Below are 14,788 nucleotides of genomic sequence, written 5' to 3' on the forward strand. Positions count from 1 at the left end.
GACAGGGTCGAAGCGCTTACGGCGGGAACGGACATGGAAGTCCTGCGCATCAAGAACGCCCGGATCATGGAACGCGCCCTGGAACGGGATGACGATGCCGACACGCTGGATACGCTGGACGTATACGAGGTGTTTGAGCGCTGTCTCGCCGCCCACGGCGTACCCGACGAGCAAAGGCCGAATCTCCGTCTGGCCTACAGGGAAACCGTCGCCTCATTTCTCGAAGAAGACCCTCACGCCTAACGGAAACACCATGCGCATTCTCCAGATCCGCTTCAAGAACCTCAATTCCCTTGCCGGGGAATGGACCATTGATCTTACGCACCCGGCTTTTCTGTCGGACGGCATTTTCGTCATCACCGGCCCCACGGGCGCGGGCAAGACGACCATCCTCGACGCCGTGTGTCTTGCCTTGTATGGGCGTACGCCGCGCCTGCCCCGCGTCACCAAAAGCGAAAACGAAATCATGTCCCGCCAGACCGGGGAATGCTTTGCCGAGGTCACCTTCGAAACGCGGGCGGGTACGTTCCGCTGCCACTGGAGCCAGTGGCGGGCGAGGAAAAAAGCCTCCGGGGAATTGCAGGCCCCCCGCCACGAACTTTCCGACGCCGCTTCGGGCCGGATCCTCGAGAACAACATCCGGGGGGTGGCTGACAAGGTGGAAGAAGCCACCGGAATGGACTTCGAACGCTTCACGCGCTCCATGCTCCTTGCACAGGGGGGCTTCGCCGCGTTCCTGCAGGCGCCTGCGGATCAGCGCGCCCCCATTCTGGAACAGCTCACAGGCACGGAAATCTATTCGGATATATCTAAACGCGTGCACGCGCGGGTCGTGCTTGAGCGTACCAGGCTCGAAACGCTGGAGGCGGAGCTGGCGGGCATCCACCTCCTTGAAGAAGCGGAAGAACAGCGCCTCCATGCGGATCTGGCCTCCTTGATCGAACGGGCTTCCGAAGCGGCGCGGCAGTCCGACCGGACGCAACAGGCCCTGCTCTGGCTGGAGGGCATCCGTACCCTTCAGACTGAACTGACCATGCTGGAAAACCGCAAGAAACAGCTTGCGGAACGGCTCGAAGCGTTTCAGCCGGAACGCCGCAAGCTGGAACGCGCCAACAGGGCGCTGGAGCTCTCCGGGGCGTATGCCGGGCTCGTCTCCCTCCGAAGCGCCCATGCGCAGGATCTCCGGCAACAAAAGGAATACGCCGAGGCGTTGCCCGCGTGCGAAACCGAATTGCGGCAAACGGAAACGGCGTTCGCTTCAGCCGGGACAGTGCTGGAACAAGGCAAACGGGAGCGTGAGCAAGGTTTGCGGACGACCCGCGCCGTACGGGAATATGATGTTAAAATCCTTGAAAAAGAGACGGCCCTGTCCGCCCTCAAACGGGAACTTGCCGAGCGGGAAAACGCCTTTACCACCGCGCAATCGACCCATCAAAGCCTGAACGCGCAATTGGCCGACACCCGAGCCAGCCTTACGGAGGTGCTTGCCGCCCTGCAACGCACGGCGGCGGATCAGGGGCTTGTCGAAAACCTGTCCGCCATACAGCACTCCTGCGGACAATTGCGGCAACTGGCTGAAACGGGGCGCGAAAAGAAGCATGCCGTCGAAACGGCTTTGGCCCGCCAGCAAGAGACGATCAAAGCGCATATGGACGCGCTTGCCCTCAAGGAACGGCAGGAGCGGGAAACGGCCCGTCTGGAACAAGCGGTCGCCTTGCGCCGGAAGGCCCTGGCGGAACTCTTGGGCGATCGGAGCGTCGCCGACTGGCGGGCAAGCCTCATGAACACGGCAACCCGCGGCGGTCTGCTGGACAAAACCGAGGAGGCGCTGCGGCAATACGAAACCAGCCTTCTGGGAATCAAGGCACTTGAGCAGCGGCAAGAAAAACGTGCCCGCGATGAGGCCGAACTCACACAGCGCCTGCAATCCGCCGAAAAAGAACACCGCCGTCTGGAGGCGGAATGTGAGAAACGGGAAGCCGAACAGGCCGAATGCTCTCGCCTGCGGTTTTTTGAAGAAGCGCGGAGGCATCTCCATAACGGGGAACCGTGCCCATTGTGCGGAGCCACGGAACACCCCTTCACCGGATTTTCCGTGCCCGCCCCCGCCGGGCCGGAGGAACATCTTGCGCGGCTCAAGGAAGAACTGAAACGCTCCGGAACAGCTTTGGCCTCCCTCCAAGGCGATCTCGCCGGGCTGTCGCGTGAACGGGAATGGGTGACGGAACAGCTGCAAAAAGAAGCCGCCGCACTGTCCGAACACGAAACGCACGTGCGCGAATGCCTCGCCGCGCTGGCACATCCCTCCATCACCCCCGCCACGCCAAAGCAGCCGCTTCCGGCCGCCCTGCTCCTTACGCTCCAAAATCTGCGGGAAACGACGGAGACAGAGCAGCGGCTGGCTGAACGCATCCTGCAACAGGCTGAACAGGAGGACGCCGGGCTGCAAGCCGACATGACGGCATGGGAGAAGGCCCGGCACGAAGCGAACCGGCTGGAACTGGCCCTGCAAACCGCCCTCCACAACAAAGACAGTGCCGAACAGGAAGCCGTGCGCACCGAACGCGAGCGGTGTTCGCTTCTGGAGCAGTACACGGCATTGCGTCAAACCGTTTTGCAGGGGCTGCAAGCTTACGGCATCGAAAGCCTCACGGTGGATGGGCTGGAGACTTTGCTCCACAACCTGTCTGAACGCCGTGAACGCTGGGTATCCCGGGAAAAGCGGCGTGACCTCTTGCAGCAAAAAATGAGCGCGCTGGAACTGGAGTCCCGGCATCTCGCTTCCCGGCTTCTCGATATGGAGAAAGATCTGGACAAGCAGCGGGAAGCGGCCCGCTCTCTGTCGGAGGATCGGGAAAAGCTGCGGCTCGACCGGAGGCGGCTGCTCGGGGACAAATCCCCGGATGAGGAAGAGAAACGGCTCAACGGGCTCGTCGAAGAAGCCGAAAAGCGGCTTGAAGGCGTCCGCCAAACCGTCGATGCCGCCAAACAGCACCTTGCTGGGCTGACTAGCAAACGGGAAACGCTCGATCGCTCGATCGCGGAACGTCAGGCACAAATTGGGCCGCTGGAAAAGGATTTCCGGCTTCGCCTCTCACAAACCGGTTTCGCCGACGAAGCGGAATACCGGGACGCCTGCCTCACTGAAACGGTGCGGAATACCTTGACTCAGAAGGAACAGGGGCTGCTCACGGAACGGGCCGAACTGGAAGCGCGTCTGGCCGACCGGATCGCGCAGTTGGCCGCCGAACGCGAAAAACAGGTGACGGATCGCACACAAGAAGAACTTGACGAAACGCTGGCAACGCTTCGGGATACTCTCAAGAACCAGCAGGAAGCCATCGGCGGCCTGCGGCAGAAGCTCCACGATAACCACATGGTCAAGCTGGCGCATCAGGAGCGCACGGCGGCGGTGGAGGCGCAGCGCCGCGAGTGCCGCCGCTGGAACGATCTGCACGATCTCATCGGCTCCGCCGACGGGAAAAAATACCGCAATTTCGTGCAGGTGTTAACGTTTGAAATCATGATCGAGCACGCCAACCGCCAGCTACGGCGCATGACCGACCGGTATCTGCTTCTCCGCAACAAGGAGCAGCCGTTGGAGCTCGACGTCATCGACGGCTATCAGGCCGGAGAAGTCCGCTCCACCAAAAACCTGTCCGGCGGCGAGAGTTTCATCGTGAGCCTTGCCCTCGCCCTCGGGCTTTCGCAAATGGCCAGCAAGACGATACGGGTGGACTCCCTTTTCCTCGACGAAGGGTTCGGCACGCTGGATGAGGATACGCTGGACACCGCGCTGGATACGCTGGCCGGGCTGCACCGGGACGGCAAGCTCATCGGCGTGATTTCGCATGTGGCGGCCTTGAAGGAGCGCATCGGGACGCAGATACAGGTCACTCCCAAAACCGGAGGCCGCAGCGTCGTCAACGGCCCCGGCTGCTCTTCGGTATAAGACATGGCCTAATCCCCGACAACATATCCCCTTTCCCTTTAGGGCGAGAAATCGGCACGTTTTCCGGCGGGCAGTCTCCGCTTGCCTCAAGCGCAAAAGTCACCTATTCATCCTCCCACATCCTAAGGAGGAACAACAGTGGAACAGGGTATCGAACGCGAAAAGTTGGGGAGCCGCCTCGGCTTCCTGCTGTTATCGGCCGGCTGCGCCATCGGCCTTGGCAACGTCTGGCGCTTCCCCTTCATCACCGGAGCCTACGGTGGGGCGGCTTTCGTCCTCATCTATCTCGTTTTTCTCGTTATTCTCGGCCTTCCCATCATGGTGATGGAGTTCTCCGTGGGCCGGGCCGCCAAGCAGGGCATCGGCCTGGCGTTCCGCAAGCTGGAACCCAAGGGGACGTTCTGGCATCTGTACGGCTACGGGGGCATCATCGGCTGTTACGTGCTGATGATGTTCTATACGACCGTCACCGGGTGGATGCTGTCCTACTGCTGGTACATGGGCTCGGGTCAGCTTTCGAGCCTTACGCCCGAGCAGATCGGCGCGTTCTTCGGCGGGACGCTCGGCGATCCTTTTGATCAGGTCGGCTGGATGGCCGTTACGGTCCTCGCCGGGTTCCTCGTCTGTTCCATGGGATTGCAAAGGGGCGTCGAGCGCATTACCAAAATCATGATGGGTTGCCTGCTTGTCGTCATGATCTTTCTGGTGATCCGCTCCGTCACCCTGCCGGGGGCCGAAAAAGGCATCCTGTTCTATTTGAAGCCCGACTTCGGCAAGATGTTCCAGCACGGCATCTGGGAGCCCATCTATGCCGCCATGGGGCAGGCGTTCTTCACCCTGAGCCTCGGCATCGGCGCCATGACCATCTTCGGCAGCTACATCGACAAGCAGCGCTCCCTGACCGGCGAATCCATCCACATCATGCTGCTGGATACGTTCGTCGCGCTCATGGCGGGCCTCATCATCTTCCCGGCCTGTTTCGCCTTCGACGTCGATGCGGGCTCCGGCCCCGGCCTCGTGTTCGTCACCCTTCCCAACGTGTTCAACAGTATGCCCGGCGGCCAGCTGTGGGGAATGCTCTTCTTTATCTTCATGAGCTTCGCGGCCCTCACCACGGTCATCGCCGTGCTGGAAAACATCGTGGCCTACGGCATCGACGTGCTCAAATGGACCCGCAAGAAGGCGGTCACCGTCAACTTCGTTCTGGTCTTCCTGCTCTCCCTGCCCTGCGCCCTCGGCTTCAACGTGCTGTCCGGCATCCAGCCCTTCGGCCCCGGCTCCATGATCCTCGATCTGGAAGACTTCATCGTCAGCAACAACCTGCTGCCCCTCGGCTCGATGGTGTTCCTGTTCTTCTGCTGCTACAAACGCGGCTGGGGATGGGACAATTTCATCGCCGAAGCGGACACCGGCAAGGGCCTCATGTTCCCGAAGGGGCTACGCCTGTACGTCAAATATGTCCTGCCGTTCATCGTGTTCTTCGTTTTCGTGCAGGGCTATATCGACAAGTTCTTCAAGTAGCGCTTCAGGCACGCTCGTTTCCATATGGGGAAGGCTCCGGCCTTCCCCTTTTTGCATCCCATAGCGGGAACCTCCGGCTCCCCACTTATCACTGACAGCCGCCTTTCCTGTGCGGTATGCTGCAAGCCTGCCTGTTCCTCGAATCCCGCCCTATCGGGACGTTCCGGGAACGGAATCCTTTTTCTGCGGAGGGCTCATGCGGAAACCTCATTGTACCGAGCAGGCACTGCTCAAACGGCGCGACGTGATCAAGGGCGGCGCCGTCGTCCTCGCCTCGGCGTTCTTTCCTTTTTCCATTGAAATCCTCAATGCGGGAAGCGCCGTCGCCGCACCGCCCGCCCCCTCGGGGACCGGGGAAGAGCGCATCCTCTGGAACTCCTGCAACGTCAACTGCGGCAGCCGTTGCGCCCTGCGGGTGCACGTCAAAGACGGCGTGATCACCCGCGTAGAGACGGACAACACCGGAGACGACCGCTACGGTATGCAGCAGCTCCGTGCTTGTCCGCGCGGGCGCTCCATGCGTCAGCGCATCTATGCCGAACAGCGCATACCCTACCCCCTGCGCCGGGTGGGCAACAGAGGAGAAGGCAAATTCGAACGCATCAGTTGGGAGGAAGCCTTCAAGGAGATCGGACAAAGGCTGCGCGGCACCATAGACACCTACGGCAACGAGGCCGTCTATCTGAACTACGGCACGGGTGCCCTCGGCAGTACCATGGGCAAAAGCTGGCCTCCGGCCGCCACGCCCGTGGCCCGGCTCATGAATCTCGTAGGTGGTTACCTGAACCACTATTCGGACTACTCCACCTGCCAGATCACGGTAGGTATGCCCTATTTGTACGGCGGGAGCTGGGTTGACGGGAACTCGCTTTCCGACATGGAAAACAGCGAACTGGCCGTGTTCTTCGGCAACAACCCCTCGGAGACGCGCATGTCGGGATGCAAGGCAAAAACGCTCCAGCACGCCCGTTTCACCCGTAACACCCGCGTCATCATCATCGATCCGCGTTATACCGATTCCATGGTGTCCGTGGGCGACGAATGGATCCCTATCCGCCCGGGTACGGACGCGGCCCTCAGCGCGGCGCTGGCCTACGTGATGATCACCGAAGACCTTATCGACAAGCCCTTCCTCGCCAAATATACCATCGGCTATGATGAGGAATCCCTGCCCAAAGGCGCTCCAGCCGGTTCGTCCTACAAATCCTACATTCTGGGGCAAGGCCCGGACAAGACGCCAAAGGCTCCGGCATGGGCCTCGCGCATCACCGGGATTCCCCCGGCCCGTATCGAAAAGCTGGCCCGCGAGATCGCCGGGGCCAGGCCGTGCTTCATCTGTCAGGGCTGGGGCCCGCAGCGCACCACCAACGGGGAAAACATTTCCCGCGCCATCGGTATGCTCGCCGTGCTCACCGGCAACGTGGGCATTAAGGGCGGGAATACCGGGGCGCGCGAAAACGCGGGATACAAGCTTCCCATGGCGACCTTCCCCACGCTGGAAAATCCCGTGAAGACGGAACTCTCCTGCTTCAACTGGTATCAGGCCATCGACGACTACAAGCAGATGACCGCCACCACGGCAGGCATCCGGGGACGCGAAAGGCTCATCGCGCCGATCAAATTCATCTGGAACTACGCGGGGAACTGCCTGACGAACCAGCACGGCGGCATCAACCAGATGCACCCCATCCTGCTGGACGACAAAAAGTGCGAGACCATCGTGGTCATCGACACGACACTGACGCCTTCCGCCCGTTATGCGGACTTTCTGCTGCCAAGCTGTTTGAACCTTGAGGAGCATGACTGGACTTCCGACGGCGACAGCAACATCGCCTACGTGATCTTCGATAACAAGTGCATTGAGCCGCTCGGCGAAGCCAAAAGCATCTATGACATCTGCGCGGGCGTTGCCAACGAGCTCGGCGTGAAGGAGGCCTTCACGGAAGGCCGTACCCAATACCAATGGCTGGAGAAACTGTACGCGGAGTCCCGCAAGGACATCCCCGAACTGCCGCCCACGCTGGAGGAAGCCTACACGATGGGCGTGTACAAAAGGTACTTCCCCGAAAACCATATCGCCTATAAAGCATTCCGGGACGATCCCGAGGCCAATCCCTTGCCCTCGCCGTCGGGCAAAATCGAGATCTATTCGCCGCGCCTCGCCGAGCTGGCGGAAACATGGACCCTGCTGCCCGGTCAGGCCATCACCGCGCTGCCCGAGTACATCCCCAACCCCGAAGGCGCGATCAGCCCGGAACGCAAGGAGTGGCCGCTGCAGCTCATCGGGCACCACTACAAGCAGCGCACGCACTCGACCTACGGGAACTGCTGGTGGCTGCAGGAAGTCGCGCCGCAAGAGCTCTGGATCAACCCCATCGACGCGAAAGCCCGCGGCATCGAATTCGGGGATCGTGTGAAGGTGTTCAACGGGCGCGGCGTTTCCTTCGTCAAAGCCAAGATCACGCCCCGCATCATGCCGGGCGTGGTGTCACTTCCCGAAGGCGCATGGCATACGCCCAACGCCGCCGGGGAAGACACCAACGGCTGCGTCAACGTGCTGACCAAGCTTCTCCCGACAGCCCTGGCCAAGGGGAACCCTCACCACACCAATCTCGTGCAGGTGGAAAAAGCGTAACCGCTCCGGAGGGACGGCCGCTTCTCCGGGCGGCCGTATCTCAGGCCGAAGAAAAGGACCGATTCATGATCAAAAATCCTGCATTCTACTTCAATTCGGAACTGTGCACCGGCTGCAAGGCCTGCATGATCGCCTGCATCGACAAGCATAACCTGAACAAAGGCGTGTTGTGGCGGCGGGTTCTGGAATATTCCGGCGGTGAATGGCTTCCCGTGGGCGACGCCTATGAACAAAACGTCTTCGCCTACTACGTGTCGCTGTCGTGCAACCACTGCGAGAACCCCGTCTGTGCCGAAGCCTGCCCCACGCAGGCCATGCACAAAGACGAGAACGGCATCGTCTCCGTGGATCCGGACCGTTGTGTGGGGTGCCGCTACTGCGAATGGAACTGTCCCTACGGCGCGCCGCAGTTTGACCCCGAGCGCAAGAAGATGACCAAATGCGACTTCTGCCGGGACTATCTTGAGCAAGGCCTGCCCCCGTCCTGCGTCGCGGCCTGCCCTTGCCGCGCGCTGGACTACGGCGAATACGACGAACTGCTCAAGCGTTATGGGGAACAGGCCGCCATCGCACCGCTTCCGGGGCCGGAACTCACCCGTCCCCACTTCATCTGTGCTCCCAACCGTCATTCCAAACCGCAAGGCAGCACTGAAGGGCTGCGCGGGAAACGCATCAGCAACCCCGAGGAGGTTTAGCCATGCACGGTTATTGGAGTCTCGTCATCTTCACCCTGCTCGGCCAAGCTGCTGCGGGTATGCTGATCCTGTCCTTCTTCAGCCGTACCGCCGACACGTCGCGGGCCAAGGCATGGGCCGCCTGCATCCTGCTCGGCGTGGGCGCGCTGGCTTCACTGGAACATCTTTCCGATCCTACGGTAAGCTTTTACACGATCACCAACGTGGGGACATCGTGGCTGAGCCGCGAAATCCTGTTCGTCGGGCTGTTTGGAGCCGGGCTTCTCCTCTGGCTGATCACGCTCAATGCATGGGCACGCCGTCTGGCCGCCATCCTCGGCCTTGCTTTTGTCTATGTCATGAGCCGGGTTTACACCATCCCGACCGTTCCTTTTTGGAATTCGCTGTTCACCTACTGGCTCTTTCTCGCCACCAGCCTGCTGCTCGGTTCCAGCCTGCTGCTCTTCATGGACGCCCTTGCCGCCCGGAAGGATCCCGAAAAGAAGGCAGCGCTCCTGCTCGGCTGGTATCCCGTATTCATCGTATTGGCCTTCATACTCCAAATGCTGGTGATCCCGTTGCAGCTGTTGTTGGCGCAATCGCCGTTCTCCACCTATCTGCTGGCATGGCATTTGACGCTCCTGCTCTTCGGCGCAGCGCTGGGCCCTCTGCTGCTCATCCGTAATGGCGTCAATGAGATGCTTCCGGGCGCTTGCCGAACCTGCCCCTGCCCGCTCTGGATCAGGGCCGGGATCATCCTCCTGCTCATCGTAGCGGGTGAGGTCTGCGGACGCGCCCTGTTCTACAGCGGCTACACATGGTTCGGCATGTAACGAAAAAGCCCCGGGATGACCGGGGCTTTTCACAAAGGGAGGCTCGTATGATTACCACGTCGCTGGTTTTGTTGTTCGTTGTCCTCGTGGCCTTCATGTTCTTTTTGAACAGGTAAACCCTACACTATTTCAAACGCGCTGAAGAAATACCGGGTTTCGAAAGCCGCCGTTTCCGGCGCGTCGGAACCGTGCACGGAGTTCGCCTCGAGGCTGACCGCGTATTTCTTGCGGATCGTCCCTTCAGCGGCCTTTTCCGGGTTGGTGGCACCCATGAGTTCACGATACCGATGGATGGCGTCCTCACCTTCCAGAATGGAGCAAACCACCGGGCCGGAACTCATATAGTTGGTCAGGCTGTCAAAAAAAGGACGTTCCCGGTGTACGGCGTAAAACCCTTCCGCCTGTGCCTTGGTCATGTGGATCATCTTGAGGGCCACGACCTTGAGGCCAGCCCCTTGGATCATGGCAAGGATTTCGCCGGTCAGATTCCGTTGTACGGCATCGGGTTTGATCAGGGAAAGGGTACGCTCAATCATGCTTGTTCACTCCTGTGGGTAAAAAAGGGAGATCCGGTACATGTCTTTCCTGCCTAAAGGACTCCTCGTCAAAAAGCAATCATTCCGCACAGCCGTCTTCATATGCCGGCACCCTTCCCTTGCTTCTTTTCATTCCCTGTCCGATAGTTCCGAAAAAACATTTCCTTAGGGGGAACAGCCATGAGCATTCGCGACATAGCGGAGCCCGTGTCTCTGAATGACGGCACGGCCATGCCGGGATATGGCTTTGGGTGTTACGCCGCGCACGGCGAAGAAATCATCAACGCGATCCGCTGGGCCGTCCGGGACGGCTACCGATACATCGATTCGGCGGCCATGTATGGAAATGAAGCCGAGGTTGGCGAAGCGATCCGTACATGCGGCGTACAGCGTGAGGACCTTTTCATCTCCTCGAAAATCTGGCCGACCCGTTTTGACGATCCGGATGCTTCCCTTGCGCAATCATTGCGGGATCTGGGAATAGACGCTTTGGACTGCTGCCTTCTCCATTGGCCGGGGACGGATCGGAAACAACGTCTCAGCGCATACGAAAAACTTCTGAGGCGGCGTGAGGAAGGATTCGTCCGCCGGGTTGGCGTATCCAATTTCCAGATCGAACATCTGGAGGAAATCCGGAGCGCGTTCGGCAGGTTCCCCGTACTCAACCAGATCGAGCTGCACCCTCTTTATCAGGAGCGTGATTTGTGCGCATACTGCCGGGAAAACGGCATACGGCTCGTGGCGTGGGGACCGCTGTTCCGGGGCAAACTCATGCAGCATCCGGCCATCGTAGAAATCGCCGCCGCCCACGGGAAAACGCCGGGCCAGATTATTCTGCGCTGGCATATCCAGAAAGGGCACATCGCCATCCCCAAATCAAGCAACGAAAGCAGGATACATGAAAACGGCGACGTGTTTTCCTTCATACTCACACCGGGCGATATGGATCGGATTGATGCGCTGGACTGCGGCGAACATATCGGAGATGATCCGTATACATTCACGGGGATCAAGTAATGCCGCTCGCCCATCATTCACAACGGTCATGAAGTGCCGTATCATGGGCCGAAAGGAGCATTTTCATGATACGGCATTATGATGAACTGAACAAATTGGACATGCAGCACAAAGGCGGCAAAGGGCATATCCTCGCCGCGGAACTGCTCAACGGCGAAGATTTCGCGGGTAAGGGCCGCGTTTTCAACCATTGCGTGCTCAAACCAGGCTGTTCCGTCGGCCGGCATCGCCATGTCGGTGATTTCGAGGTGTACCATGTCCTCAGCGGCACTGGCCTGTACTTCGACAATGGCGAACTGAAGCCAGTAACCGCCGGTGACGTGATGATCTGCAAAGACGGCGAGGAGCACATGCTGGAGAACGACGGTACTGAAGATCTCGAATTCATCGCATTGATCCTCTACGCGTGATCCGCGTTCCAACACCCGAAACGCACAAGGCTTTCCCCCGAGGAGAGCTTTTTTTGTCGCAGATGGCCCGTACGGCTTTTTCCGGCATGGACGAACACCGTTTGAAGCCGTGATGCACACCGGAATGTTGCAGCGCCGACGCGGAATTGCGGTCAAAGCCTTGTATCGTTGTAGCCGATCAGGGAGGAACCCATATGCTTTTCCCGTATTGCTTCCCCTTCCAAAGCGCCTTTCTCCGCTGCCCATGTCTCCTTTCGGGACTTGACGGGAACAGCATGAACTGCCACACCACAACTGGCATATGACAATGATTGTACTTTCCAACAAGCGGGGAGGCTCATGGACATCACCGTCTTTACAGAGCTGGAATTCTTTTTTCGCATCCTCATCGCCGGGATATGCGGCGGCCTCATCGGTTACGAACGCAACAACCGTCTGAAAGAGGCCGGAATCCGCACGCACCTGATCGTGGCACTGGCGGCGGCGCTCATCATGGTTGTTTCCAAATACGGCTTTTCCGACGTGACCACCCTCAAGGGCGTGGCGCTGGATCCTTCCCGTATCGCCGCGCAGATCGTGACGGGCGTGGGCTTTCTCGGCGCGGGCATGATCTTCGTCCGCAACCAGACCATCAGCGGCCTGACCACGGCGGCGGGCGTCTGGGCCACGGCGGGTATCGGCATGACCATCGGCGCTGGGCTCTACTTCCTCGGCGTGGCGGCCACCCTGCTCATCGTAGCGGCCCAGATGACGCTCCACAAAAACTTTACATGGCTCAACTTCCCCGTGGCCGAGCAGATCTCGATGGAAATCGAGGATACGGGGGACGGTGTCGCCTCCATCCGGGACAAGCTCCTGAGCCACAACCTCGAAATCATCAGCATGAAGTCCCGGAATAACGGCAATGGGCTTATTTCGCTGGACCTTTATGTAAAATTGCCGAGGAATTACAACGTGACGCAACTGATGAGCCTGCTCAGCGACAACCCGCACATCAAATCCATAGATCTGTGAGCACAACCCCAGCCCGCCGCGAAGCACGACAGGCGTCACATTTCCCCATTTGCGGGAAACGAGATGAATCATCGCCCTATCCATCAAGAATAATAGATCAATTTTTTCGCCAGAAAAATGATGCTTCCGGCGTTCTCAAAGAGCCAAAAGTAGGTAATAGTATCGCGCGCACGGACGTTTGACGGCGTGCGCGCACGCTACTATTGTAGCTCCTGATGTAAACGGAACAGGAGAAAAACGCGGATGACGGAAGCCATCATTCAAATCCAGGACCTCGAAAAGCGGTTCAGGACCAAAAATACCGAAGTCTATGCCCTCCAGGGCATCAACCTGACCATACGGAAAGGGGATATTTTCGGGATCATCGGCAAAAGCGGCGCCGGGAAAAGCACGCTGGTACGCTGCATCAACATGCTTGAGCGGCCTACCGGCGGAAGCGTCATGTTCGAAGGCAAGGACATGTGCCGTTTGGGTTCCCGGGATTTGCAGATCGCCCGCCGCAGCATGGGCATGATCTTCCAGCAGTTCAACCTCCTCATGCAGCGCACAGCTGAGGAAAACATCTGCTTTCCGCTGGAGCTTGCCGGAGTCAAAAAGGACGCCGCCCGCGAGCGGGCGCACGAGCTGCTGGAACTCGTCAATCTGTCTGATCGGGCGCAGTCCTACCCGTCGCAGCTTTCGGGCGGGCAGAAACAGCGCGTGGCCATCGCCCGCGCTCTGGCTACCAACCCCAAGATCCTCCTGTGCGACGAGGCCACTTCCGCCCTCGACCCCGCCACTACGGAATCCATCCTTTCGCTGATCAAGGATATCAACCGGCGTCTGGGGATCACCGCCATCATCATCACGCACGAAATGAGCGTGATCGAGAAAATCTGCAATCAGGTCGCCATCATCAGCCACGGGCGGATTGCCGAAACCGGCTCGGTCGAAGAGGTTTTCTTCCACCCCCAGACCGAAGAGGCGCGCCAGCTCGTCATCCCCGAAGCCTTGCAGGACATGCCTCACAGCAGGCTGTACCGGATCATCTTCAACGGCCGTTCCTCGTTCGAGCCGGTCATCAGCAATCTGGTGCTGGAATGCGGGGCTCCCGTCAATATCATGTTCGCCGACACGCGCGACATCGGCGGGACGGCATTCGGCCAGATGGTGCTGCAACTGCCGGACAACGAAGACGTCGTCCGGCGTATCCTCGCCTATGCCGACTCCAAGGGACTGATGCTGGAGGAAATGAAGAATGTTTGATCAGGCCACCATCGAAATGCTGCTTGAAGGCGTCGTGGACACGTTGTACATGACGCTGGTTTCCACCTTTTTTTCCTATGTGTTCGGCATGATGATGGGGACGGTCCTCGTCATCTGCCGTCAGGACGGCATCACGCCCCGGCCCATGATCTACGCCGTGCTTGATGTCGTTGTGAACCTGACCCGCTCGTTCCCATTTCTTATCCTCATGATCGCGGTCATTCCCCTGACCCGCCTGCTCGTGGGGACGACCATCGGCAACAACGCCACGGTCGTCCCGCTGGTCATCGCCGCCGCGCCCTTCGTGGCCCGGCTTGTGGAATCCTCCCTGCTCGAAGTGGACGGCGGCGTCATTGAAGCGGCGCAGTCCATGGGGGCGTCCACCATGCAGATCATCATGAAGGTGCTTTTGCCCGAAGCGCTGCCTTCGCTCATCAACGGCAGCGCCATCGCGGCGACCACGATCCTCGGCTACTCCGCCATGTCGGGCGCCGTCGGCGGCGGGGGCCTCGGCAAACTGGCGATCATGTACGGGTACAACCGCTACCAGACCGACATCATGTTCATCACCGTCGTCCTGCTCATCGTCATCGTGCAGGTGTTCCAGAGCTTCGGCAACTGGGCCACCAAGCGAAGCGACAGGCGCATTTCCTGATCTTTTTCCGCGAAAAACGGCTTCTTGGGCCCACGCCCGCGGCCGTGAACCTTTAACCTTTGATAAGGATACGGTATCATGAAAAACTTCCGCTCCGCCCTTCTGGCCGCGGCCCTGTCCCTTGTCGTCGCAGCCGGTTCCGCAACCGCGGCTCAGGCCACCACGAAAATCCGTGTCGGCGCTTCCCCGACGCCTCACGCGGAAATCCTCAAGGTCGCCAACGATGTTCTGAAACCGCAGGGTTATGAACTCCAGATCATCGAATACTCCGACTACGTGCAGCCCAACATGGCGCT

At 59.6% G+C, this 14,788-nt stretch carries 12 protein-coding genes and 1 pseudogene; 12 read left to right on the forward strand and 1 reads right to left on the reverse strand.

What is annotated here, in order from left to right; translation table 11 throughout:
• The 6 genes and pseudogenes from HMPREF0178_RS02570 to HMPREF0178_RS02595 all read left to right on the forward strand — a co-directional run.
• Positions 1-243: pseudogene (locus HMPREF0178_RS02570) on the forward strand (exonuclease SbcCD subunit D C-terminal domain-containing protein); the annotation flags it as partial.
• Positions 244-253: 10 nt separating this feature from the next.
• Positions 254-3,952, forward strand: coding sequence for an AAA family ATPase (locus HMPREF0178_RS02575; protein ID WP_009378791.1), 3,699 nt, complete (start codon positions 254-256; stop codon positions 3,950-3,952).
• Positions 3,953-4,090: 138 nt separating this feature from the next.
• A complete protein-coding gene (locus HMPREF0178_RS02580; protein WP_009378793.1) occupies positions 4,091-5,473 on the forward strand; it encodes a sodium-dependent transporter in 1,383 nt (460 codons plus the stop codon).
• A gap of 196 nt (positions 5,474-5,669) precedes the next feature.
• A complete protein-coding gene (locus tag HMPREF0178_RS02585) occupies positions 5,670-8,108 on the forward strand; it encodes a DMSO/selenate family reductase complex A subunit (RefSeq protein WP_009378795.1) in 2,439 nt (812 codons plus the stop codon).
• 65 nt (positions 8,109-8,173) lie between these two features.
• Positions 8,174-8,803, forward strand: a complete 630-nt coding sequence (locus tag HMPREF0178_RS02590; protein WP_005026628.1) for a DMSO/selenate family reductase complex B subunit — start codon at positions 8,174-8,176, stop codon at positions 8,801-8,803.
• 2 nt (positions 8,804-8,805) lie between these two features.
• Entirely contained in the window at positions 8,806-9,615 is an 810-nt protein-coding gene (locus HMPREF0178_RS02595) for a DmsC/YnfH family molybdoenzyme membrane anchor subunit (protein ID WP_009378797.1), read from the forward strand.
• A gap of 119 nt (positions 9,616-9,734) precedes the next feature.
• Here the strand turns inward: HMPREF0178_RS02595 and ndk are convergent, their stop codons facing one another.
• Positions 9,735-10,151, reverse strand: coding sequence for a nucleoside-diphosphate kinase (ndk, locus tag HMPREF0178_RS02600; protein WP_009378799.1), 417 nt, complete (start codon positions 10,149-10,151; stop codon positions 9,735-9,737).
• Between the two features lie 180 nt (positions 10,152-10,331).
• Here ndk and HMPREF0178_RS02605 point away from each other — a divergent pair, with 180 nt between their 5' ends.
• The 6 genes from HMPREF0178_RS02605 to HMPREF0178_RS02630 all read left to right on the forward strand — a co-directional run.
• On the forward strand, positions 10,332-11,168 hold the full coding sequence (locus HMPREF0178_RS02605) for an aldo/keto reductase (protein ID WP_009378801.1): 837 nt from the start codon (positions 10,332-10,334) through the stop codon (positions 11,166-11,168).
• 65 nt (positions 11,169-11,233) lie between these two features.
• Positions 11,234-11,578 carry a cupin domain-containing protein gene (locus HMPREF0178_RS02610; protein ID WP_009378803.1) on the forward strand — a complete coding sequence of 115 codons (345 nt, stop codon included), beginning with the start codon at positions 11,234-11,236 and terminating at the stop codon, positions 11,576-11,578.
• Positions 11,579-11,917: 339 nt separating this feature from the next.
• A complete protein-coding gene (locus HMPREF0178_RS02615) occupies positions 11,918-12,592 on the forward strand; it encodes an MgtC/SapB family protein (RefSeq protein ID WP_005026611.1) in 675 nt (224 codons plus the stop codon).
• Between the two features lie 243 nt (positions 12,593-12,835).
• A complete protein-coding gene (locus HMPREF0178_RS02620) occupies positions 12,836-13,837 on the forward strand; it encodes a methionine ABC transporter ATP-binding protein (protein WP_009378804.1) in 1,002 nt (333 codons plus the stop codon).
• Entirely contained in the window at positions 13,830-14,492 is a 663-nt protein-coding gene (locus HMPREF0178_RS02625; protein ID WP_005026608.1) for a methionine ABC transporter permease, read from the forward strand. Before HMPREF0178_RS02620 ends, HMPREF0178_RS02625 begins: the two co-directional genes overlap by 8 nt.
• Before the next feature lie 78 nt (positions 14,493-14,570).
• Positions 14,571-14,788: MetQ/NlpA family ABC transporter substrate-binding protein (locus HMPREF0178_RS02630; protein ID WP_009378805.1), on the forward strand; the 218-nt coding region annotated here is incomplete at its 3' end.

The organism is Bilophila sp. 4_1_30 (assembly GCF_000224655.1).
Classification (GTDB): domain Bacteria; phylum Desulfobacterota; class Desulfovibrionia; order Desulfovibrionales; family Desulfovibrionaceae; genus Bilophila; species Bilophila wadsworthia.

Coding starts and splice junctions, on each gene's coding strand:
- HMPREF0178_RS02575 (WP_009378791.1), top strand. CDS start 254: ATGCGCATTCTCCAGATCCGCTTCAAGAACCTCAATTCCCTTGCCGGG.
- HMPREF0178_RS02605 (WP_009378801.1), top strand. CDS start 10,332: ATGAGCATTCGCGACATAGCGGAGCCCGTGTCTCTGAATGACGGCACG.
- HMPREF0178_RS02595 (WP_009378797.1), top strand. CDS start 8,806: ATGCACGGTTATTGGAGTCTCGTCATCTTCACCCTGCTCGGCCAAGCT.
- HMPREF0178_RS02610 (WP_009378803.1), top strand. CDS start 11,234: ATGATACGGCATTATGATGAACTGAACAAATTGGACATGCAGCACAAA.
- ndk (WP_009378799.1), bottom strand. CDS start 10,151: ATGATTGAGCGTACCCTTTCCCTGATCAAACCCGATGCCGTACAACGG.
- HMPREF0178_RS02590 (WP_005026628.1), top strand. CDS start 8,174: ATGATCAAAAATCCTGCATTCTACTTCAATTCGGAACTGTGCACCGGC.
- HMPREF0178_RS02620 (WP_009378804.1), top strand. CDS start 12,836: ATGACGGAAGCCATCATTCAAATCCAGGACCTCGAAAAGCGGTTCAGG.
- HMPREF0178_RS02615 (WP_005026611.1), top strand. CDS start 11,918: ATGGACATCACCGTCTTTACAGAGCTGGAATTCTTTTTTCGCATCCTC.
- HMPREF0178_RS02585 (WP_009378795.1), top strand. CDS start 5,670: ATGCGGAAACCTCATTGTACCGAGCAGGCACTGCTCAAACGGCGCGAC.
- HMPREF0178_RS02625 (WP_005026608.1), top strand. CDS start 13,830: ATGTTTGATCAGGCCACCATCGAAATGCTGCTTGAAGGCGTCGTGGAC.